This window comes from Paraburkholderia silviterrae (assembly GCF_004353915.1).
Classification (GTDB): domain Bacteria; phylum Pseudomonadota; class Gammaproteobacteria; order Burkholderiales; family Burkholderiaceae; genus Paraburkholderia; species Paraburkholderia silviterrae.
Genome location: NZ_SMRP01000051.1, coordinates 1 through 22,105 on the forward strand (window position 1 = coordinate 1; position 22,105 = coordinate 22,105).

General features: G+C 60.0%; 17 protein-coding genes and 1 tRNA gene. All 18 read left to right on the forward strand.

The genetic code is table 11. The annotated features are described in order from the left end of the window. Positions 1-130: 130 nt before the first annotated feature. The 18 genes from EYW47_RS38930 (at position 131) to EYW47_RS39015 (ending at position 22,075) form a co-directional block, all read left to right on the forward strand. Positions 131-206: transfer RNA gene (locus EYW47_RS38930), tRNA-Trp, on the forward strand. A 38-nt stretch (positions 207-244) separates the two neighbouring features. Then, entirely contained in the window at positions 245-625 is a 381-nt protein-coding gene (gene secE, locus EYW47_RS38935) for a preprotein translocase subunit SecE (RefSeq protein WP_028222169.1), read from the forward strand. A 1-nt stretch (position 626) separates the two neighbouring features. Beyond that, the gene (gene nusG, locus EYW47_RS38940) at positions 627-1,184 is read left to right on the forward strand and encodes a transcription termination/antitermination protein NusG (RefSeq protein ID WP_028208939.1); all 558 of its coding nucleotides are present in this window, start codon (positions 627-629) and stop codon (positions 1,182-1,184) included. A 191-nt stretch (positions 1,185-1,375) separates the two neighbouring features. Further along, a complete protein-coding gene (rplK, locus tag EYW47_RS38945) occupies positions 1,376-1,807 on the forward strand; it encodes a 50S ribosomal protein L11 (RefSeq protein WP_028222170.1) in 432 nt (143 codons plus the stop codon). Beyond that, positions 1,808-2,503, forward strand: coding sequence for a 50S ribosomal protein L1 (gene rplA / locus EYW47_RS38950; RefSeq protein WP_133200127.1), 696 nt, complete (start codon positions 1,808-1,810; stop codon positions 2,501-2,503). 332 nt (positions 2,504-2,835) lie between these two features. Continuing rightward, positions 2,836-3,333, forward strand: a complete 498-nt coding sequence (gene rplJ / locus EYW47_RS38955) for a 50S ribosomal protein L10 (protein ID WP_069269335.1) — start codon at positions 2,836-2,838, stop codon at positions 3,331-3,333. A 75-nt stretch (positions 3,334-3,408) separates the two neighbouring features. Then, positions 3,409-3,780, forward strand: a complete 372-nt coding sequence (gene rplL, locus EYW47_RS38960) for a 50S ribosomal protein L7/L12 (RefSeq protein WP_103706970.1) — start codon at positions 3,409-3,411, stop codon at positions 3,778-3,780. Between the two features lie 383 nt (positions 3,781-4,163). Beyond that, positions 4,164-8,270, forward strand: a complete 4,107-nt coding sequence (gene rpoB / locus EYW47_RS38965) for a DNA-directed RNA polymerase subunit beta (RefSeq protein WP_133200128.1) — start codon at positions 4,164-4,166, stop codon at positions 8,268-8,270. 21 nt (positions 8,271-8,291) lie between these two features. Next, a complete protein-coding gene (gene rpoC, locus EYW47_RS38970; RefSeq protein WP_133200129.1) occupies positions 8,292-12,551 on the forward strand; it encodes a DNA-directed RNA polymerase subunit beta' in 4,260 nt (1,419 codons plus the stop codon). A 269-nt stretch (positions 12,552-12,820) separates the two neighbouring features. Continuing rightward, positions 12,821-13,093, forward strand: coding sequence for a hypothetical protein (locus EYW47_RS38975; RefSeq protein WP_133200130.1), 273 nt, complete (start codon positions 12,821-12,823; stop codon positions 13,091-13,093). Between the two features lie 580 nt (positions 13,094-13,673). Then, positions 13,674-14,039 carry a holo-ACP synthase gene (gene acpS, locus EYW47_RS38980; protein ID WP_133200131.1) on the forward strand — a complete coding sequence of 122 codons (366 nt, stop codon included), beginning with the start codon at positions 13,674-13,676 and terminating at the stop codon, positions 14,037-14,039. 22 nt (positions 14,040-14,061) lie between these two features. Continuing rightward, positions 14,062-14,817 (forward strand): SDR family oxidoreductase, encoded by a 756-nt coding sequence (locus EYW47_RS38985; protein ID WP_133200132.1) that lies wholly within the window; start codon positions 14,062-14,064, stop codon positions 14,815-14,817. 15 nt (positions 14,818-14,832) lie between these two features. Next, complete coding sequence (locus tag EYW47_RS38990; RefSeq protein ID WP_165976810.1) at positions 14,833-15,429, forward strand: hotdog family protein; 597 nt, start codon at positions 14,833-14,835, stop codon at positions 15,427-15,429. 11 nt (positions 15,430-15,440) lie between these two features. Beyond that, positions 15,441-15,746 carry an acyl carrier protein gene (locus EYW47_RS38995; RefSeq protein WP_133200133.1) on the forward strand — a complete coding sequence of 102 codons (306 nt, stop codon included), beginning with the start codon at positions 15,441-15,443 and terminating at the stop codon, positions 15,744-15,746. A gap of 42 nt (positions 15,747-15,788) precedes the next feature. Continuing rightward, positions 15,789-16,988 (forward strand): aminomethyltransferase family protein, encoded by a 1,200-nt coding sequence (locus EYW47_RS39000; RefSeq protein WP_133200134.1) that lies wholly within the window; start codon positions 15,789-15,791, stop codon positions 16,986-16,988. Between the two features lie 203 nt (positions 16,989-17,191). After that, the gene (locus EYW47_RS39005; RefSeq protein ID WP_133200135.1) at positions 17,192-19,750 is read left to right on the forward strand and encodes a beta-ketoacyl-[acyl-carrier-protein] synthase family protein; all 2,559 of its coding nucleotides are present in this window, start codon (positions 17,192-17,194) and stop codon (positions 19,748-19,750) included. Then, complete coding sequence (locus EYW47_RS39010) at positions 19,750-21,024, forward strand: beta-ketoacyl synthase N-terminal-like domain-containing protein (RefSeq protein ID WP_133200136.1); 1,275 nt, start codon at positions 19,750-19,752, stop codon at positions 21,022-21,024. Before EYW47_RS39005 ends, EYW47_RS39010 begins: the two co-directional genes overlap by 1 nt. Then, a complete protein-coding gene (locus EYW47_RS39015) occupies positions 21,005-22,075 on the forward strand; it encodes a hypothetical protein (protein WP_133200137.1) in 1,071 nt (356 codons plus the stop codon). The genes EYW47_RS39010 and EYW47_RS39015 overlap by 20 nt, the downstream gene beginning before the upstream one ends. Positions 22,076-22,105: the final 30 nt, after the last annotated feature.

A 22,105-nucleotide genomic window follows, 5' to 3' on the forward strand; every position in this document is an offset into this window, starting at 1 on the left:
GCAATCCGCGAAGGTGGCCGTACCGTCGGCGCCGGTGTCGTCGCCAAGATCATCGAGTAAGTTTTTGCCAGTCTCGTTGATCGACTAAGTGGTTTCGGGGTTGGCTTAGCCGCCAACCCCAAAATGGTTTAGGGGTATAGCTCAACTGGCAGAGCGTCGGTCTCCAAAACCGAAGGTTGGGGGTTCGATTCCCTCTGCCCCTGCCAACTTCTCGCACCTGTGGTGCGTTGTTCTTTAAGGTGTTATGGCGAATCCTTCCGTCGAAACTGTTAATACTTCCAGCGACAAGCTGATGCTTGCGGCGGGTGTATTGTTGGTTGTGGCCGGGTTCGTAGGGTTCTACTGGCTCGGTAGCCAGGAGTGGTATGTCCGCGGTGCGGCGCTCGCAGTGGGCGTGATCGCGGGGGTGGTAGTCGGTCTTCTTTCGGCGCCCGGCAAGAGCTTCATCGCGTTTGCCAAAGACTCGTACAAGGAAGTTCGCAAGGTCGTCTGGCCGACTCGCAAAGAGGCCACGCAAACGACTCTGGTGGTCTTCGGTTTTGTGCTGGTAATGGCCATCTTTCTCTGGGTTTGCGACAAATCCATTGAATGGGTGATTTTCTCGGCGATTCTGGGTTGGAAATGATATGAGCGATACACCGGCATCCCCGAGCGGAAAACGTTGGTACGTGGTGCACGCCTACTCTGGTATGGAGAAGAGCGTGCAACGTGCGCTTCAGGAGCGCATTGAACGTGCCGGCATGCAGGACAAGTTTGGCCAGATCCTCGTTCCGACTGAAGAAGTGGTCGAGGTGAAGGGTGGTCACAAATCGGTGACCGAGCGTCGTTTCTTCCCGGGCTATGTCCTGGTTGAGATGGAAATGACGGATGAAACGTGGCACCTCGTGAAGAACACGGCAAAGGTGACGGGTTTCGTCGGCGGGGCGCGTAATCGGCCGAGCCCGATTTCGCCGCGCGAAGTCGAAAAGATCATGTCGCAGATGCAGGAAGGCGTTGAGAAACCGCGCCCCAAGACCCTGTTCGAAGTCGGCGAGATGGTTCGCGTGAAGGAAGGTCCGTTCACGGACTTCAACGGCAGCGTCGAAGAAGTCAACTACGAGAAATCGCGCGTCCGGGTCTCCGTCACCATTTTTGGTCGCGCCACACCAGTCGAACTCGAATTCGGCCAGGTCGAAAAGCTATAAATCGAATACAACGGATCGCATCTTCGATGCGGTCCGTTTTTCCGCGCTTACGGTCCGCGTTATGGCCGTAGAGGAGCGCCAGTAGTCTAGTCGGCTGTAAGTGTCGCCAAAGCGGTTGGCACAGCGAAGATTGCGGTGAAAGCGCGCTACCACTCACCTGAACGCCCACGCGTTCCAATGAGGTTTTCAACATGGCAAAGAAAATCATTGGCTTTATCAAGCTGCAGATTCCTGCAGGTAAAGCCAACCCGTCGCCGCCGGTCGGTCCGGCACTGGGCCAGCGCGGCCTGAACATCATGGAGTTCTGCAAGGCGTTCAACGCGCAGACTCAAGGGATGGAGCCGGGTCTGCCCACGCCGGTCGTGATCACGGCTTTCGCGGACAAGAGCTTCACGTTCATCCTGAAGACGCCGCCGGCCACGATTCTGATCAAGAAGGCAGCGAAGGTCGACAAGGGTTCGGCCAAGCCGCACACCGACAAGGTCGCCACGATCACGCGCGCTCAGGCTGAAGAAATCGCCAAGACCAAGATGCCGGACCTCACGGCAGCAGATATGGACGCAGCGGTCCGCACGATCGCTGGTAGCGCCCGTTCGATGGGCATCGTCGTGGAGGGCGTGTAAATGGCTAAGGTTTCGAAGCGTCAAAAGGCACTCGCCGCCAAGGTCGACAGCCAGAAGCTGTACCCGATCGCGGACGCACTGTCGCTCGTGAAGGAATGCGCGACGGCGAAGTTCGACGAATCGATCGACGTCGCAGTTCAGCTCGGTATCGATGCGAAGAAGTCGGACCAGGTCGTTCGCGGCTCGGTCGTGCTGCCCGCAGGCACCGGCAAGTCGGTCCGCGTTGCAGTGTTCGCGCAAGGCGAAAAGGCTGAGCAAGCGAAGGCAGCAGGCGCTGAGATCGTCGGCATGGAAGACCTTGCTGAGCAGATCAAGGGCGGCAACCTGAATTTCGACATCGTGATCGCTTCGCCGGACACGATGCGTATCGTCGGTACGCTCGGCCAGATCCTCGGCCCGCGCGGCCTGATGCCGAACCCGAAGGTCGGCACCGTGACGCCGGACGTCGCCACCGCGGTCAAGAACGCGAAGGCGGGTCAGGTGCAATTCCGTGTCGACAAGGCCGGTATCATTCACGCGACCATCGGCCGTGCATCGTTCGAGCCGACTGCGCTGCGCAGCAACCTGGACGCGCTCCTCGAAGCGCTGACCAAGGCGAAGCCGGCAACGAGCAAGGGCGTGTACCTGCGCAAGGTCGCTGTCTCGAGCACGATGGGTGTTGGCGTTCGCGTCGACCAGTCGTCGCTGGCAGCCTGATTGCTGCAATAAGCGTCGCAACAGTTTTGCCGCGTTGAGGCCTGAAAGGGCGGCAGCGCGGATTTAAAGGGCTTTGGGCGGTTGGGCGGTGGCAAGTACCGCATCGCGCAACCGGTTGTCAAAGACCGTTGGCGGAAGTGCAGCAGTCAGGTGCTTCCTTAATGCAAAGCCAACGCAGATGGCGAACCCGAAAAAGTTTTGAAGTGTTGATGTGAGCAAAGCAGGTGGCAACACCTGACGATGCAAGCTGATTTACTCCGGACTGGTCGGTCGCCGTTGTTGAACGCGGCATTTGGCGCATTTGCGTTGGGTGTCGAATCTGGAGGTTAACCGTGCCACTGAACAAAGAAGGTAAGCAGGCCGTCGTGGCTGAAGTCTCCGCGCAAGTCGCGAAGGCTCAGACCATGGTGCTGGCCGAGTATCGTGGAATCGCGGTTGGCGATCTGACCAAGCTGCGCGCGAAAGCGCGTGAGCAGCAGGTGTACCTGCGCGTGTTGAAGAACACGCTGGCGCGTCGCGCTGTCGAAGGTACCCCGTTTGCTCCGCTGGCAGAGCAGATGACTGGCCCCCTGATCTACGGCATCTCGGAAGATGCAATTGCTGCTGCGAAGGTCGTCAATGACTTCGCCAAGGGCAATGACAAGTTGGTCATCAAGGCTGGTTCCTACGAAGGCAAGGTGATGGACGTGGCAGGCGTGCAAGCGCTGGCCAACATCCCGAGCCGCGAAGAACTGCTCTCGAAGCTGCTGTTCGTTATGCAAGCTCCTGTCTCCGGCTTCGCGCGTGCTCTCGCCGCGCTGGCAGAGAAGAAGCAAGCAGAAGCTGCCTGATTTCAGGCAGTCGAACAAGCAAGAGCGAGCGAAGATCGCTAGCTGTTTCCGAATTCAAATCTGGAGTAATTTCAAATGGCAATCGCAAAAGAAGACATCCTCGAAGCCGTTGGCTCGATGTCGGTTCTCGAACTGAACGAACTGGTCAAGGCATTCGAAGAGAAGTTTGGCGTGTCGGCAGCTGCTGTGGCAGTCGCTGGTCCGGCAGGTGCAGCAGCAGCAGCTGTTGAAGAGCAGACCGAATTCACGGTCAACCTGCTCGAAGCAGGCGCGAACAAGGTTTCGGTCATTAAGGCCGTTCGTGAACTGACGGGTCTCGGCCTGAAGGAAGCGAAGGACCTGGTTGACGGCGCACCGAAGCCCGTGAAGGAAGCGGTGCCCAAGGCTGCTGCTGAAGAAGCGAAGAAGAAGCTGGAAGAAGCCGGCGCGAAGGCTGAAATCAAGTAAGTTTCAGTGCGCTGTGCGAAGGCTGGCGGTTTTTACACCGCCGGCCTTTTTGTGCTTTGTGGGTTCTGCGTTTTTGTGTTCGATTTTTCGGCGTATTGCCGAAGGCGGAGGCGGGATGCGGGACCCAGAAGCCAAAGAAAAACGTCTTACGCAGGGTGGATGCTGGAACGCCGCCTGTGCGCACGACGCTTCTCTTTGTCTTCTGAAGCGACTGCAGAAGGCAAGTTTGGTCGGGCAGCGGGCAAGTTATGACAAGCCGGTATCCGCTGCCGTCAGCCAGCGGTTGGTAGAGGCCAACCACCAAGCTTCCAGGGCTCGCGCAGCCATCGGGTCTCAGTCGGTGAACACTCGGGTCGTCCTACCCGCCGTGATTCGGAGATCGTATGCAATATTCCTTCACCGAGAAGAAGCGTATTCGCAAGAGTTTCGCGAAACGCCCCATCGTTCACCAAGTTCCTTTCCTGCTGGCTACCCAGCTTGAATCATTCAGCACGTTTCTGCAAGCAGAAACGGCGACCGCACAACGCAAACCGGAAGGTCTGCAGGCTGCGTTTACGTCCGTTTTTCCTATTGTTTCCCATAACGGCTTTGCTCGTCTAGAGTTCGTGAGCTACATGCTCTCGTCGCCGGCATTCAACATCAAGGAATGCCAGCAACGGGGCCTGACGTATTGCTCGGCGCTTCGCGCCAAGGTGCGTCTCGTGCTGCTCGACAAGGAATCGCCGAGCAAGCCGGTCGTGAAGGAAGTGAAGGAGCAGGAAGTGTACATGGGCGAAATTCCGCTCATGACGCCGACGGGCTCGTTCGTCATCAACGGCACCGAGCGTGTCATCGTCTCGCAGCTGCACCGCTCGCCTGGCGTGTTCTTCGAGCACGACAAGGGCAAGACGCACAGCTCGGGCAAGCTGCTCTTCTCGGCACGTATCATTCCTTACCGCGGTTCGTGGCTCGACTTCGAGTTCGACCCGAAGGACGTGCTGTACTTCCGCGTCGACCGTCGCCGCAAGATGCCGGTCACGATCCTGCTGAAGGCCATCGGTCTCACGCCGGAACAGATCCTCGCGAACTTCTTCGTGTTCGACAACTTCTCGCTGATGCCCGAAGGCGCGCAGATGGAGTTCGTGCCGGAGCGTCTGCGTGGTGAAGTCGCGCGCTTCGACATTAGCGATCGCGATGGCAAGGTCATCGTCCAGAAGGACAAGCGGATCAACGCGAAGCACATCCGCGACCTCGAAAACGCGAAGACCTCGTTTATTTCGGTCCCCGAAGATTATCTGCTCGGCCGCGTTCTCGCGAAGAACGTCGTCGATGGCGACACGGGCGAAGTGATCGCGAACGCGAACGACGAAATCACCGAAAGCGTGCTCGACAAGCTGCGCGAGGCGAAGATCAAGGACATCCAGACGCTCTACACGAACGATCTGGATCAGGGGCCTTACATCTCGTCGACGCTGCGTATCGACGAAACCGCCGACAAGATGGCTGCACGCATCGCGATCTACCGCATGATGCGTCCGGGCGAGCCGCCGACCGAAGAAGCGGTTGAGGCGTTGTTCAATCGTCTGTTCTACAGCGAAGAAGCGTACGACCTCTCGAAGGTGGGTCGTATGAAGTTCAATCGCCGCGTCGGCCGTGACGAGATCGTCGGCCCGATGACGCTGCAGGACGACGACATCCTCGCGACCATCAAGATCCTCGTCGAGCTGCGCAACGGCAAGGGCGAAGTGGACGACATCGACCACTTGGGCAACCGTCGCGTGCGTTGCGTTGGCGAACTCGCGGAGAACCAGTTCCGCGCGGGTCTCGTGCGCGTCGAGCGTGCAGTGAAGGAACGCCTCGGCCAGGCCGAAAGCGAAAACCTGATGCCGCACGACCTGATCAACTCGAAGCCGATTTCGTCGGCGATTCGCGAGTTCTTCGGTTCGTCGCAGCTCTCGCAGTTCATGGACCAGACCAACCCGCTCTCGGAAATCACGCACAAGCGCCGTGTTTCCGCACTGGGCCCGGGCGGTCTGACGCGTGAGCGCGCAGGCTTCGAAGTCCGCGACGTGCACCCGACCCACTATGGCCGCGTGTGCCCGATCGAGACGCCGGAAGGTCCGAACATTGGTCTGATCAACTCGCTCGCGCTCTACGCGCACCTGAACGAGTACGGCTTCCTCGAAACGCCGTATCGCAAGGTCGTGGACAGCAAGGTGACGGACCAGATCGACTACCTCTCGGCGATTGAAGAAGGCCGTTACGTGATCGCTCAGGCGAACGCGGCGGTGGCCGAAGACGGCACGCTGACCGACGAACTCGTCTCGTCGCGTGAAGCGGGCGAAACGCTGATGGTCACGCCGGACCGCATCCAGTACATGGACGTGGCGCCGTCGCAGATCGTCTCGGTTGCAGCTTCGCTGATTCCGTTCCTCGAGCACGACGACGCGAACCGCGCATTGATGGGCTCGAACATGCAGCGTCAGGCTGTGCCTTGCCTGCGTCCGGAAAAGCCGGTCGTCGGTACGGGTATCGAGCGCACGGTTGCGGTCGACTCGGGCACGACGGTTCAGGCGCTGCGTGGCGGCGTGGTCGACTACGTCGATGCAGGCCGTATCGTGATTCGCGTGAACGATGATGAAGCTGTCGCCGGTGAAGTTGGCGTCGACATCTACAACCTCATCAAGTACACGCGTTCGAACCAGAACACAAACATCAACCAGCGTCCGATCGTGAAGATGGGCGACAAGGTTGCGCGCGGCGACGTGCTGGCTGACGGCGCATCGACCGATCTGGGCGAGCTCGCGCTCGGCCAGAACATGTTGATCGCGTTCATGCCGTGGAACGGCTACAACTTCGAAGACTCGATCCTGATCTCGGAGAAGGTGGTTGCGGACGACCGTTACACGTCGATCCACATCGAAGAACTGAATGTCGTTGCACGCGACACGAAGCTCGGACCGGAAGAAATCACGCGCGATATTTCGAACCTCGCGGAAGTGCAGCTTGGCCGTCTCGACGAGTCGGGCATCGTGTACATCGGCGCGGAAGTCGAAGCGGGCGACGTGCTCGTGGGCAAGGTCACGCCGAAGGGCGAAACCCAGCTCACGCCGGAAGAAAAGCTGCTGCGCGCGATCTTCGGCGAGAAGGCTTCGGACGTGAAGGACACGTCGCTGCGCGTGCCCTCGGGCATGAGCGGCACGGTCATCGACGTGCAAGTGTTCACGCGCGAAGGCATCACGCGTGACAAGCGCGCGCAACAGATCATCGACGATGAACTGAAGCGCTATCGCCTCGACTTGAACGACCAGCTGCGTATCGTGGAAGGCGACGCGTTCCAGCGTCTCGCGCGCATGCTCGACGGCAAGGTCGCGAACGGCGGTCCGAAGAAGCTCGCGAAGGGCACGAAGATCGACCAGGCTTACCTGGAAGACCTCGACCACTACCACTGGTTCGACATCCGCCTCGCGGACGAAGAAGCAGCGGCGCAGCTCGAAGCCATCAAGAACTCGATCGAAGAAAAGCGTCACCAGTTCGATCTGGCGTTCGAAGAGAAGCGCAAGAAGCTCACGCAAGGCGACGAACTGCCGCCGGGCGTGCTGAAGATGGTCAAGGTGTACCTCGCGGTGAAGCGCCGTCTGCAGCCTGGCGACAAGATGGCAGGCCGTCACGGTAACAAGGGTGTCGTGTCGAAGATCGTCCCGATCGAAGACATGCCGTACATGGCCGATGGCCGTCCGGCCGACGTCGTGCTGAACCCGCTGGGCGTTCCGTCACGGATGAACGTGGGTCAGGTTCTCGAAGTGCACCTGGGTTGGGCCGCGAAGGGTCTGGGCTGGCGTATTGGCGAAATGCTGGCGCGTCAGACGAAGATTGCAGAGCTGCGTGAGTTCCTCACGAAGATCTACAACGAATCGGGCCACAAGGAAGACCTGGACAGCTTCAGCGACGACGAGATCTTCGAACTCGCGAGGAACCTGCGCGAAGGCGTGCCGTTCGCAACGCCGGTGTTCGACGGTGCGACCGAAGAGGAAATGGGCAAGATGCTCGATCTGGCGTTCCCGGACGACATCGCGCACAACCTCGGCATGACGCCGTCGAAGAACCAGGTGCGTCTGTACGACGGCCGCACGGGCGAAATGTTCGAGCGTACGGTGACCGTGGGCTACATGCACTACCTGAAGCTGCACCACTTGGTCGACGACAAGATGCACGCGCGTTCGACGGGTCCGTACTCGCTCGTCACACAGCAGCCGCTGGGTGGTAAGGCGCAGTTCGGTGGCCAGCGCTTCGGTGAAATGGAAGTGTGGGCGCTCGAAGCGTATGGCGCTTCGTACGTGCTGCAGGAAATGTTGACGGTGAAGTCCGATGACGTGACGGGCCGGACGAAGGTGTATGAGAACCTCGTCAAGGGCGACCACGTGATCGACGCGGGCATGCCGGAATCCTTCAATGTGCTGGTGAAGGAAATCCGCTCGCTCGGTATCGACATCGACCTCGACCGCAACTAATCGGACTACGGAGAGAAGGCAATGAAAGCTCTGCTCGATCTATTCAAGCAAGTCCAACAAGAAGAAGTTTTTGACGCGATCAAGATCGGTCTGGCCTCGCCGGACAAGATCCGCTCGTGGTCGTTCGGCGAAGTGAAGAAGCCGGAGACCATCAACTACCGTACGTTCAAGCCGGAACGCGATGGTCTGTTCTGCGCGAAGATCTTCGGGCCGATCAAGGACTACGAGTGCCTGTGCGGCAAGTACAAGCGCCTGAAGCACCGTGGCGTGATCTGCGAGAAGTGCGGCGTGGAAGTCACGCTGGCGAAGGTGCGCCGCGAACGCATGGGCCACATCGAACTGGCCTCGCCGGTCGCGCACATCTGGTTCCTGAAGTCGCTGCCGTCGCGTCTGGGCATGGTGCTCGACATGACGCTGCGCGACATCGAGCGCGTGCTGTACTTCGAAGCATACGTGGTGATCGAACCGGGCATGACGCCGCTGAAGGCGCGTCAGATCATGACCGAAGAGGATTACTACAACAAGGTCGAAGAGTACGGTGACGAATTCCGCGCCGAGATGGGCGCGGAAGGCGTGCGCGAGCTGCTGCGCGCGATCAACATCGACGAGCAGGTCGAGACGCTCCGTACGGAGCTGAAGAACACCGGCTCGGAAGCGAAGATCAAGAAGTACGCGAAGCGCCTGAAGGTGCTCGAGGCCTTCCAGCGTTCGGGCATCAAGCCCGAATGGATGGTGCTCGAAGTGCTGCCGGTGCTGCCGCCGGAACTGCGTCCGCTCGTGCCGCTCGACGGCGGCCGTTTCGCGACTTCGGACCTGAACGACCTGTATCGCCGCGTCATCAACCGTAACAACCGTCTGAAGCGTCTGCTCGAGCTCAAGGCGCCGGAGATCATCGTCCGCAACGAAAAGCGGATGCTCCAGGAAGCGGTTGACTCGCTGCTCGACAACGGTCGTCGCGGCAAGGCGATGACGGGCGCGAACAAGCGTCCGCTGAAGTCGCTCGCCGACATGATCAAGGGTAAGGGCGGTCGCTTCCGTCAGAACCTGCTGGGTAAGCGCGTGGACTACTCGGGCCGTTCGGTCATCGTGGTGGGCCCGACGCTCAAGCTCCACCAGTGCGGTCTGCCGAAGCTGATGGCGCTCGAACTCTTCAAGCCGTTCATCTTCAACAAACTGGAAGTGATGGGCGTTGCTACGACCATCAAGGCGGCGAAGAAGGAAGTCGAGAACCAGACGCCGGTGGTGTGGGACATCCTCGAAGAGGTGATCCGCGAGCACCCGGTCATGCTCAACCGTGCGCCGACGCTGCACCGTCTTGGCATTCAGGCTTTCGAGCCGGTGCTGATCGAAGGTAAGGCAATCCAGCTGCACCCGCTCGTTTGCGCGGCGTTCAACGCCGACTTCGACGGTGACCAGATGGCTGTTCACGTTCCGCTGTCGCTCGAAGCGCAGATGGAAGCGCGCACGCTCATGCTCGCGTCGAACAACGTCCTGTTCCCGGCCAACGGCGATCCGTCGATCGTGCCGTCGCAGGATATCGTGCTGGGCCTGTACTACGCCACGCGTGAAGCGATCAACGGCAAGGGCGAAGGCATGACGTTCACGGGCGTGTCGGAAGCGATCCGCGCGTACGAGAACAAGGAAGTCGAGCTGGCCTCGCGCGTGAACGTGCGTATTACCGAAATGGTCCACAACGAGGACAAGTCGGAAGGCGCACCGGCATTCGTGCCGAAGATCACGCTGTACGCGACCACGGTCGGCCGTTCGATCCTGTCGGAAATTCTGCCGCCGGGCCTGCCGTTCTCGGTGCTGAACAAGCCGCTGAAGAAGAAGGAAATCTCGCGTCTGATCAACACCGCGTTCCGCAAGTGCGGTCTGCGCGAAACGGTGATCTTCGCCGACCAGCTGATGCAGTCGGGCTTCCGCCTTGCAACGCGCGCCGGTATTTCGATCTGCGTGGACGACATGCTCGTGCCGCCGCAGAAGGAAACCATCGTCGGCGACGCTGCGAAGAAGGTGAAGGAGTACGACCGTCAGTACATGTCGGGTCTCGTCACCGCGCAGGAGCGCTACAACAACGTGGTCGACATCTGGTCGGCAACGTCGGAAGCGGTCGGCAAGGCGATGATGGAGCAGCTCGCGACGGAACCGGTCATCGACCGTGACGGCAAGGAAACGCGTCAGGAATCGTTCAACTCGATCTACATGATGGCCGACTCGGGCGCGCGGGGTTCCGCAGTCCAGATCCGTCAGCTGGCCGGTATGCGTGGCCTGATGGCGAAGCCGGACGGCTCGATTATCGAAACGCCGATTACCGCGAACTTCCGCGAAGGTCTGAACGTGTTGCAGTACTTCATCTCGACCCACGGTGCACGTAAGGGTCTGGCTGATACGGCACTGAAGACCGCGAACTCGGGTTACCTGACGCGTCGTCTCGTGGACGTCACGCAGGATCTCGTGGTCGTCGAGGAAGATTGCGGCACGTCGAACGGCGTGGCCATGAAGGCCCTCGTGGAAGGCGGTGAAGTCGTCGAAGCGCTGCGCGACCGTATTCTCGGCCGTGTGGCGGTGGCGGACGTCGTCAATCCGGAAACGCAGGAAACGATCTACGCTTCGGGCGATTTGCTCGACGAAGACGCGGTTGAGACGATCGAGAGCCTCGGCATCGACGAAGTGCGCGTGCGCACGCCGCTCACCTGCGAAACGCGCTATGGCCTGTGCGCCTCGTGCTATGGCCGCGACCTCGGCCGCGGCTCGCGCGTGAACGTCGGCGAAGCCGTTGGCGTGATCGCGGCGCAGTCGATCGGCGAGCCGGGCACGCAGCTCACGATGCGTACGTTCCACATCGGTGGTGCGGCATCGCGTGCGGCAGTTGCTTCGTCGGTGGAAGCCAAGTCGAACGGTACGGTCCGCTTCACGGCGACGATGCGTTACGTCACGAGCGCGAAGGGCGAGCAGATCGTCATCTCGCGTTCGGGCGAAGCCATCATCGCCGACGATCACGGCCGCGAGCGCGAGCGTCACAAGGTGCCGTACGGCGCGACGCTGCTGCAGCTCGACGGCGCGCAGATCAAGGCCGGTACGCAGCTTGCAACGTGGGATCCGCTCACGCGTCCGATCATCACCGAGTACGGCGGTACGGTGAAGTTCGAGAACGTCGAGGAAGGCGTGACCGTGGCCAAGCAGATCGACGACGTCACGGGTCTGTCGACCCTCGTCGTGATCGACGCGAAGCGCCGTGGCTCGCAGGCCGCGAAGAGCGTGCGTCCGCAGGTGAAGCTGCTCGACGCGAACGGCGACGAAGTGAAGATCCCGGGCACGGAGCACTCGGTGCAGATCGGCTTCCAGGTCGGCGCACTGATCACCGTGAAGGACGGTCAGCAGGTTCAGGTGGGTGAAGTGCTCGCACGTATCCCGACCGAATCGCAGAAGACGCGTGACATTACCGGTGGTCTGCCGCGTGTGGCGGAACTGTTCGAAGCACGTTCGCCGAAGGACGCAGGTATCCTGGCGGAAGTCACGGGTACGACGTCGTTCGGTAAGGACACGAAGGGCAAGCAGCGTCTCGTTATCACGGACCTCGAGGGCAATCAGCACGAGTTCCTGATCGCGAAGGAAAAGCAGGTGCTGGTCCACGACGGTCAGGTCGTCAACAAGGGCGAAATGATCGTGGACGGCCCGGCCGATCCGCACGACATCCTGCGTCTGCAGGGTATCGAGGCACTGTCGCGCTACATCGTGGACGAAGTGCAGGACGTGTACCGTCTGCAGGGCGTGAAGATCAACGACAAGCACATCGAAGTGATCGTGCGTCAGATGCTGCGCCGTGTGCAGATCACCGACAACGGTGATACGCGTTTCATTCCTGGCGAACAAGTCGAGCGTTCGGACATGCTCGACGAGAACGACAAGATGATCGCGGAAGACAAGCGTCCGGCAACGTACGAGAACGTCCTGCTCGGTATTACGAAGGCATCGCTCTCGACTGACTCGTTCATCTCGGCGGCGTCGTTCCAGGAAACGACCCGCGTGCTGACCGAAGCGGCGATCATGGGCAAGCGCGACGATCTGCGTGGCCTGAAGGAAAACGTGATCGTCGGCCGTCTGATTCCGGCCGGTACGGGTCTCGCGTTCCACAAGGCACGCAAGGCGAAGGAAAGCTCGGATCGCGAGCGTTTCGACCAGATTGCAGCGGAAGAAGCGTTCGAGTTCGGCACGCCGGAAACCCCGGCCCCGGCTGCAGAGCCGCAGCCGCAGCAGCCGCATACGACGGACGAGTAAGCTTCTGGCGAACGTGTTTCGCCATCCGCTGAAAGTGTCGGATGAAATCCGCCCGGGTCAACCGGGCGGATTTTTTTTTGCCCACGCCAACCGAGGCGCGGCATTTTGTCATGGTGTCCATTCGTACTCGCGACTTCCCTGCACAGGGTGGCCACCCATGCTAATGTGGCGCCTCGCGCGGCCCGCGCGTCTGTCGGACGGGCTTTGTCGTGTAACTTTTACCCATTCCGGAGGCGTGAATCATGTGGGTTGTTGGAGTCGGTCTGATTTTGAATCTGGTGGCGTCGGTCGGGATCTTCTCGTATCTGCTGCATCACGTCGGCATCCAGCCTGCCGCCATGTTCTTCGCGACTTTCCTGGTCGTATGGGCCCTCATCATCATTGGCTTCATCATGCAGATCGCGGGGAAAACGCGTATTGGCGCGCTGCTGATTTCGATCGGGTCACTGGTTTTTGTGCCCGTCGGGCTCGTCGCGATTATTGGCAGCATTCGAGTGGCACGCAGGCAAAACGGCCCGGCGGCCAGCGGCCGCAACCTCTGAGTTCATGAAGTGATCTCGATGCCACGCTTGTGGCATCGGGTATTTCCAGGGAGTTTGCACGTCAAATATATGTTGATATCCTAACTAAAAGAATAACTACTACAATAAACGTTGATGCTTCTGACGCGCTTTGTTTCAAGGTGCATCCAAACCTGGTTAATTCGGCTTCTCTTAATCTCCCTCATTCTCACCGGTTTCACGGTGAACTCATCGATCCCTCTTCTTCGCGGCCTGATCGATATGCTTGCAACCGCGCCGATTTCAGCAATTCAACAGGTCCGTCCGAGCGAAACTCCTAAGCGGAGGGTTGTTCTTTACGGACACTTTTGGGTTGAGGTAAATCAAATCGCGAGTCGAATCGCAGAAAATTTACAATTCCCTATTCTCTAACTTTCATCTAGCGACTAAAGTTGCGACACGCTGTAGTTCACGCCTGATGAAAAGCGCATGCTTCCAGATAACAGTCCTTTGAGTACTGAAGCGGGAAGCATATCGCGATAGCGGCACAACAACGACCAAACATTGCTGGCGGCGGCTGCGGCTTCAAATCAAATAAAGCGTACGGGGTATATCGTTAGATATGCGAATTGGTATAGACATCGTTGAAACGGGGCGAATCGCGCAAGCGATAGAGCGCAGCGGCGATGCATTCGTCGAGCGTTTAATCTCCGCAGCAGAAATGCCTGCGCACGATCAGCCCGCGAACGTCGAGCGCATCGCCGGCGTCTGGGCCGCCAAGGAAGCCGCCGTGAAAGCACTCGGAACGGGCTTTCGCAACGGCATCACCTTTCACGATATCAAGATCCTTCACGATCCGCTTGGAAAGCCGTATTTCGAGTTTTCGGGTGAGTTCGACCGTGTGATGCGACTCGAAAATCTGAAGACATCTATTTTAACAATCTCGCACTGCAAAACCCATGCGGTTGCAGCGGTTGTGCTCGATTAATAAACTCGAAACATAAAAAATTATGGCCATTTATCCAGAACTCGAAGGCAAGAACGTGGTGGTGACCGGCGCCAGTGGCGATCTCGGTCTGGCGATCTGTCGAAAATATCTCGCGCTCGGCAGTAATGTGATCGCGCTATACAACAATACGAAAGCAAGTCTCGACGAACTCGCGTCCGATTCCGAAAACGCAAGCCGGTTGACCATCGAGAAATGCGATGTTGCAAACCGCGGCGACGTAGAGCGGTTGCGCAGCGACCTGGAGCAGCGCATCGAAGCCGTCGACGTTCTCGTCAATAACGCGGGCATCAACAAGGACAACTTGATCTCCACCATGACGTTCGAAGAATTCGACGATGTGGTGCGCGTCAATCTCCATGGGACATTCAACATGACTCAGGGGATGATGAGACTGATGCGGCACGCGCCCCAAGCGAGCATCGTGAACGTGACTTCCGTCGCAGGGGTGACGGCGAGCTTCGGGCAGTCCAACTACAGCGCCGCCAAAGCGGGCATCTCCGGCTTTACGCGTTCGATTGCGAAAGAGCTTGCATCGAAGGGGATCCGGGTCAATGCCATCGCACCGGGCATGATCGAATCGCGAATGGTCAAGAAGGTGCCGCGCCACATCGCACGGACCATCTTCGATGCCATTCCGCTGAACCGCTTTGGGCGTCCGGAAGAGATTGCCGAGGTGGTCGCGTTTCTCAGTTCCAACGCCGCAAGCTACATCGTCGGGCAGACGCTGGTGGCCGACGGTGGTCTTGTAATGCGTTAATTTGCGGAAATTTTCATGTCCAAGCTAGAACGAAGTCTTCTGCCTGCGCAGCAGTTGTTTGAGATCGGCGTGTGGCGCTCCCCGATATTCATGGTGGACCGCATTGCCGATATCGTGACCGGCTCCAAGCCCAGTATTACCGTCGTCAAGCACGTCACGTTCAACGAGTCCTATATCGCCGGACACTTTACTGACAATCCGGTTATGCCTGGCGTGATGATTGCCGAGATTTTCGGTCAGGGCGGCGAGTATTGCACGTTCTTCAGGGATGTCTGTGAAGAATACGCGCGGGAAACGGGTCGCGTCGCCAAGAGATTCGAAGATGTGGCGGAAATTCTCAGTACGCCTGATGGAAAGCGCATCATCAGCGAAATGCGCGCCAAGGCGATCGGGTTTCTCGCCGCCCAGAATATCAAGTTCAAGAAGGTCGTCTATCCGGGCGACACGATCTACGTCGACTGCCGGTTAGCGTTTTCCGATGCCCAGGGGTTCAATCACTTCAACGTGGAGGCGCGTGTTGGCCGTCACGTCGCTGCCGAGGGCACCATCATCAATTTCCGGACCGACCGGGACAAGCTCGGCGGCAATGTTGCTGCCGGCATCTCACGATAAAGAGCGAAAAAATGACCAACACAACGATACTGGACGACGTCGAGCGGCGCAAAGCTGTGCTTGAAAAGCTCAAGGCAGGGCTGATCCAGCGTCTCAATCTCCCCCAGACCGTCGAGCAGATCGATGACGATACGCCGCTGTTCGGCAGTGGCCTGCGTCTGGACTCGGTCGACGCAACCGAAGTCTTCGTGCTCCTAGACGAAACCTTTGGAATTCGCGTGTCGGAAGGCGACGAACCTGCCTATCTGCGAAGCATCAATACGCTTGCGTCGTTCATTCTGGAACGCAGCAAAGACACGCAAGCGACCGCAGCCTGACGAAAGTCCGACCAAAACTCGACGCAAAGAGACGAGCAAGCTATGACGAGCCTGAAAGACATGCATATCAGCCACGGCGCAAAGATGGGCGTGCGCAATGGTGTTGAAATTCCGCTGAGCTATGGCGACACCGCGCGCGAAATCGCCGCCGCCCGCAAGCATATTCTGCTGACCGATTATTCCCATATGGGTATCGCCGAAATCGCCGGCGAAGACGCCTATGAAGTGCTCAACACGATCGTTGGGGGCGACGTTTCCGCGTTGCGCGACGAGCAGGGCATGTACACGGTGCTGCTGGACGAAGAAGGGAAGATCATCACCGACGTCTACATCCTGTGTGACGAAGAGCGCTTTATCGTCGTGACGGAATGGCTGACGGGGGATCAGTTGCGCGACCTGATGCAGGCCGCTGTTGATCGCTACAAGGATGAATTCAGCGAAATCGACGGTGTGAAGTCGCTGGACGGCGAACGCGGCGTGCTGCATTTCGAAGGCCCCTACGCATGGGAGCTGATGGCCGAGATGTTCGGCATGGACGTCATCGGTCTGCCGTTCCATGAATACATGTTTGTCGAGCGGGACGAGATCCTCTTCCGCGCGGGCAAGCACGGGGAATTCTCGTACAAGCTCATCGTGCCGGTCGCGCGATTCAGCGAAGTCTGGCAACAGGCTCTGGAAGCGGGCAAGAAGTACGACATGGTCGTCGGTGGCCTCGACTACCAGCGCCAGGTGCGCATCGAGAATCCGTGCTGGGATCCCTCGGCCCTCGCCGGCTACTCGCGCTGCCCGGTTGAACTGCAGATGCAGTGGGCGCTGCGTTATACGAAGGACGAATTCGTCGGCAAGAGCGCAATCGAGCAGCGTCTTGCACAAGGCGTGACCCGTCGCGCAGTGGGCTTCGAGGCTCATGGCGAGCACGCCGCGGCCGCAGCGCCAGGTGACGCAATCTATTTCGGCGATCAGAAGATCGGCGAAGTGATGGTGTGCGGCACGATCGCTGAAGACGGCCGGCATGTGGGCCGCGCGATGTTGAGCGAAGCGCTTGCCTATGCGGATGTCGGCCCGCTGCGTCTGGTGACGGCAAAGGGCGACGCCGAGCTCAGGACCACGGCGATTCCGTTCCTGCGCAACTTCAGCTTCATGGTCAATCCGTCCGAGCACAGCTACGTCGATCCTGCAAAGCCGAAGCATCTGCTCGAGCAAATCGAGCGCAAGAAGCAGGCTCTGGCAGCGGCAAAGTAAGCGTCGAGCGGCGTAGCTCACGCAAACAACGACAGTTGTAAAGACTGTCTGATCGAGACCGCCCGCCGGGAGAGTGCGGGCGGATCGAACGAAGCCGAAGTGGGCGGCGGTCAAGCGATTTTGCATCGGACTACATATTAATTGATGCCAGATCGGAAAGCCCAGGAATATTGGGCCCGGGTAGAGATAAGGTGGAAAAAAACATGCAAACGCAGCGTAAGCGGGTCGTAGTTACGGGGATGGGGCATATGTCGTCCATCGCCGATAACGTGGACGAATTCAAGGAAGCGCTTTTCAACAAGGTCTGTGGAATTCGCCCAAGCGAACACTATCAGCCCTGGTTCGATGGTGCGAACGCGTCGGAAGTCTTGCGGGAGGTCGTCTACGAGGATCTGCCGGCTGAGCGCGCGGAATTGCTCGACAAGGCGGCGCTCTGGGCCTACAAGGTCGGCCACGAAGCGCTCAAGCGTGCGAATGCGTCCTCTGCGGAATTGCGCGAGAAGACGGGCTTGGTCATCGGCATCTCATCCGCTGGCACCGAAGCCTACATGCCCATTCTTGAAGAGAATTACGAAATTTTCTCTCTCAAGAAGATCGTCGTATCCGGCAGCTTTGCTTCGTCCAGCGCGATCGTTTCGGCGCTGCTCGGCCTGAAGGGCGGTTTCGAACTGGTGGCCACGGCCTGCACGGCGAGCACCAACGCGATCGGCATGGGATTTGACCAGATCCAGAACGGCAAGAATCCGGCCGTTCTCGTGATTGGCACAGAACCGCTCTACCTGCCTACCTTTGCCGGCTTCTACGCGCTGCACGCGATGAAGCGCAGCCCCGCGAGCCCGTTCTCCGGCGAGCCCGGCATGTCGATCGGCGAAGGTGCAGGCGCGCTCTTGCTGGAAGAGTACGAGCATGCCGTTGCCCGCGGTGCGACGATCTATGCCGAGGTCGTTGCGTATGCGACCTCAGGTGACGCGTTCCACGAGACCGCTCCCGATCCGCGCGCGGAAGGCGCGGTCCAGGTGATGCGCTCGGCGCTGCACAATGCCGGCCTTCAGCCGCATGACATCCAGTACATCAACGCCCACGGCACGGGAACGGACGCCAACGACCGGTCCGAAACGCTGGCGATGAAGAAGGTGTTCCCCGGCATCGCAGATATTCCTGTGAGCTCGACGAAGGCCTATGTGGGGCACAACATCGGCTCGGCCGGCATCATCGAACTGATTGCCTGCTATCTCACGTTGCCTGAAAAGAAGATTCTGCCGACGCTGAACTTCACGGTGCCGCGTCCCACCTGCGACCTGAATTACGTGCCCAACGAATTTCAGTCGGCGGACGTTGGCGTGTTCATGAAGAACAACTACGCGTTCGGCGGCAACAACTGCTGCGTGATCTCCAGCACGCGCGCGGGTATCGTGCCGACGACGTCGTACGAGCCCAAGCGGGTTGGCATCACCGGTATGGGTGCGGTTGCGTCGGCGGGCCACGACATCGAGGAAATTTTCGATGCCGTGTGGAGTGGCAAGCCGTCAGGCCGCAAGGTCAAGCTCACCGGTGAGGTCGAGGAGAGCCACTCGTTCGCGGGCCTCGTGGACCACCCGTCCGTGCGCGAGAAGGTGAAACAGTATCTGCTCAATATTTTCAGCCCGGAAGTCGTCAACTCGCTCGGCGAGCGGCAGATCTGGGTGCACACGGTCGACAATCTCGATCCGCGCAAGTATCTGCGCCGTTTCGACGAGCGCAAGGCCGATCCCATCTGCACCTTCGCGCTGCTCGCCTTGACTCAGGCGCTCAAAGGCGCGAGCCGGAAGATCCGGCGTGACGGTCACGATCTGGGGCTGGTCGTGGGCATGTCCAAGGGCCCGCGCACGAGCGTGGAAACGTACATGCGCAGCATGATTCCCGACCCCACGAAAGTTCGCACGTCGGAATTCCCTGGCGCGCTGATGAATGCGATTGCGACCTTCTGCTCGATCACGGAGGGTATCAAGGGCTACAACACCACACTCGCGACGGGCAACAACGCGGCCTTCGGCGCTTTGGGTTACGCCTATGAACTCGTTCGTCAGAGCCTTCAGCCGCAGGTGATCGCAGGCGGCGCCGATGAAAGGCCCATGCAGTTCTGGTCATATCTGCAGGCGATCAACGATGGGCTGTATCTGGCGGATCGTCCCGAGGCGTTTGAAGTCTACGGTGAGAACGGCAACGGCTACCTGTTGGGCGAAGGCGCGGGCATGCTCTTTCTGGAGGACATCGAGCACGCCAAGGCGCGAGGCGTGGAGGTTCTTGCGGAGATCCTCGGCTACGGCAAGGCCTGCGACGCGAGCTATTTCGAGCGGGACGCACTCGAGCCGCGAAGCGCGTCGATCACGACCTCGATCCGGCAGGCGCTCGACGAGGCGGGAATCGGCTTCGACGAGATCGACCTCGTTTGCGGCAACAGCGACGGCACGGCGGTCAATAACGAGGCCGAACTGGGCGCGATTCGCGCGATCTTCGGCGAGCGGGTGGGGCAGGTGCCGATCGTCAACTATAACGGCTACTTCGGCAACGTCGAGTCGTGTAGCGCGATGCTGAACATGATCGTCGTTCTCGAGATCATGCGCCGCGGCGAAATTCCGCCCATTCCTTATACGAAAACGTTCAGCGCCGACGACATTCAGTTCGTTACTTCCCTCCAGCGCAAGCAGGTGCGCACGGCGCTCGTTCTGGGCGCAACGGAAGGGGGCAACCACTACGCGTACGTGATCCGAGCAGGTGCCTGATGGCTGTGCGCAACATCCCGGTGGTGATTGGCGGCGCCGGACTCGAATGTGCTTACGCTAGCAGCCCCGACGAACTCGTTCGTCGGCTGGCTGCCGGCGAGAGCGTGGCGACGCAGCCATGGTTCGCGCGCGATCGCGAGGCCGCCGACCTGCGCCTTCCCGGCAACCCGCATCACGCGAGTTTCTTCGTCGGGGAGGCCGCGCGGATGTCCGTGATGGAGCGTGCGCAGCAAGTGCTGGAGCGCGTCATCGCTCAGGCGCTGCAAGGCTCGAACCTCGACGAGGCGGCCCTTTGCGGTCCGGACGTGCGCGTCTATGTGGCCGGGCATGGCATGCGCCCCAATATTGGGGACTTCGCCGGCTATGAAAACCGCAACGATGACGAAGATCGGCTGTACTTCCCGAAGCTCAAGGAACTGAGTGTCGCGAATTACGCTCAGGACGAGCTCGCTCATCGGCTCGCGCTCAGGTACCGGCTGGCTGCACCGCCGGTTCCGATCTACACGGCCAGCTGCTCCGCGATGTCCTCGCTCTACCTCGCCTCGCAGGCGATACGCGCGGGCCTGGCGCGCAGGGCACTCGTTGTCGGGTGGATGCAATACACGCTGCAGGACATCGTGTTCATGGGCGGCCAGGGCGTACTGGGCGTCGGCAATTCGCAGCCGTTCTCGGCGCAGAGCGGTGGCATGTTGCCGGCGGACGGTGCGTGCGCACTCCTGCTTGAGGCCGCCGACGACGCGCCCGGGACCACGACATCGCCCCGGATACAGCTCGCCAGCTGTGTGGCGTATCAAAGCAGCGGAGAGGCGCGCAGCGCAATAACCGCGGATTTTCGCGCGATTGCCGCAACGATGGAGCGCGCACTCGAGGCCGCCGCGCTCAAGCCCGAGCAGATCGCATGCGTCGTTCCGCATGCCAATGGCACGCCGGCAAGCGACAAGTCCGAGGCCATGGCGATCCTGAAGATATGGGGGAAACAAGGCGTGCCTGTCGTGACGTACAAGGGGCAAACCGGCTACATGTCGGTCTGCAGCGGGCTGCTCGATCTGTTTGCGATTACCGATGCGCTCGTGAAGCAGGAGGTGCTTCCCGCGCAAACGCGTCTGCCTTTGGACGACACGTTGCAGATCGATTTTCACGCCAATCGCGCTGCGCTGCCACTTGCCGGCGGCGCAATTTTGAAGAGCACACTCGGTCTCGACGGCTCCATTGTCGCGTGTGTCTTGATGCAGGAGCCACAGCCCGGAGGTTTGCATGAAGTGCGTGGTTCCTGATAGCGCGATCGGCGTGATCGGGATAAGCACGGTGGAAAGCGGTCATTCCTTCGTCCCCTTTGAGCCGAGCTGGTTCAACGCCACCGAGGCGCGTTTTTTCAAACAGGCGCAGCGGCGCCAGGCACAGCGGGAATGGCTTTTCAGTCGCTTCGGCATGCCCGGCACCGGCGTGGACTGCGAACAGATGCGCCAGGCGGCGTATCGCGAAGCGCTCAATGCGGTTGCGAAGGTTTGCCGAAATGCTTTCGACCAGGTTGGCCGGAAGCTGGAAACCCAGATTCGCAAGCAGCGGTCCGCATTCGTCTATTTCGACTCGTGGGGAGAGACGGCCACGTTCGAGGGGACGAACAGCTGGCGGGACGTCATCAGCCTCGACATGCTCCCCAAGCCCATTCTTCGCGATTACGGAATCCGGAACTTCTCCTGCAAGGTGCGCGGGGAACGCAACGGTTTCATCCACGCGATTCGTTTGGCGTCCGATCTGCTGAATTCCGATGAGATGGACACGGTCGTGGTTGCCGGGTTGTTTCGAAGCTTGCCGATCATGGTGCTGTCTTCGGCAGCAGAGCGCGTGGCGCTGCACGGCGGAGCGCGATCGAAGCTGGCCACTCCGTGCCCGAGCGTCGAGCGCGCCGGTTGTGTCGTGTTGCGCAAGCTCCCGGTGGGGGGCATGTCGCTCGCCATCACGTCATACGCCCAGCTGCCGGAGAGCCCGCAGCGTGCACGCGGCGATCTCGCCCGGGTGTGGAGCGCGCGCTGCAACGAACGCACCGCATACGTCATGGCCGGCCTGCATCCGAGTGCCGCCATGCGCGAGCTGGAGCGCGATGCCTATGCGGCCTCTGCGCTCGACAAGCGCTATCTCTCGGTTTGCGATGTTTATGGAGACAGTGGATGCATGAACCCCATGCTCGCGCTGACCCATTTGACCCACGCACCGGACTGGAGAGGGGGCAGCCACGCGCTGATCAGCGCTGACGACGGGCGCGGCGGTGTCTGGGCGCTGGAATGCTGGAACGACCCGCATGGGGCGCAGGAGCTTGAACGATGAACCCCTGCGATTTCGCGTTTGAAGTAACGC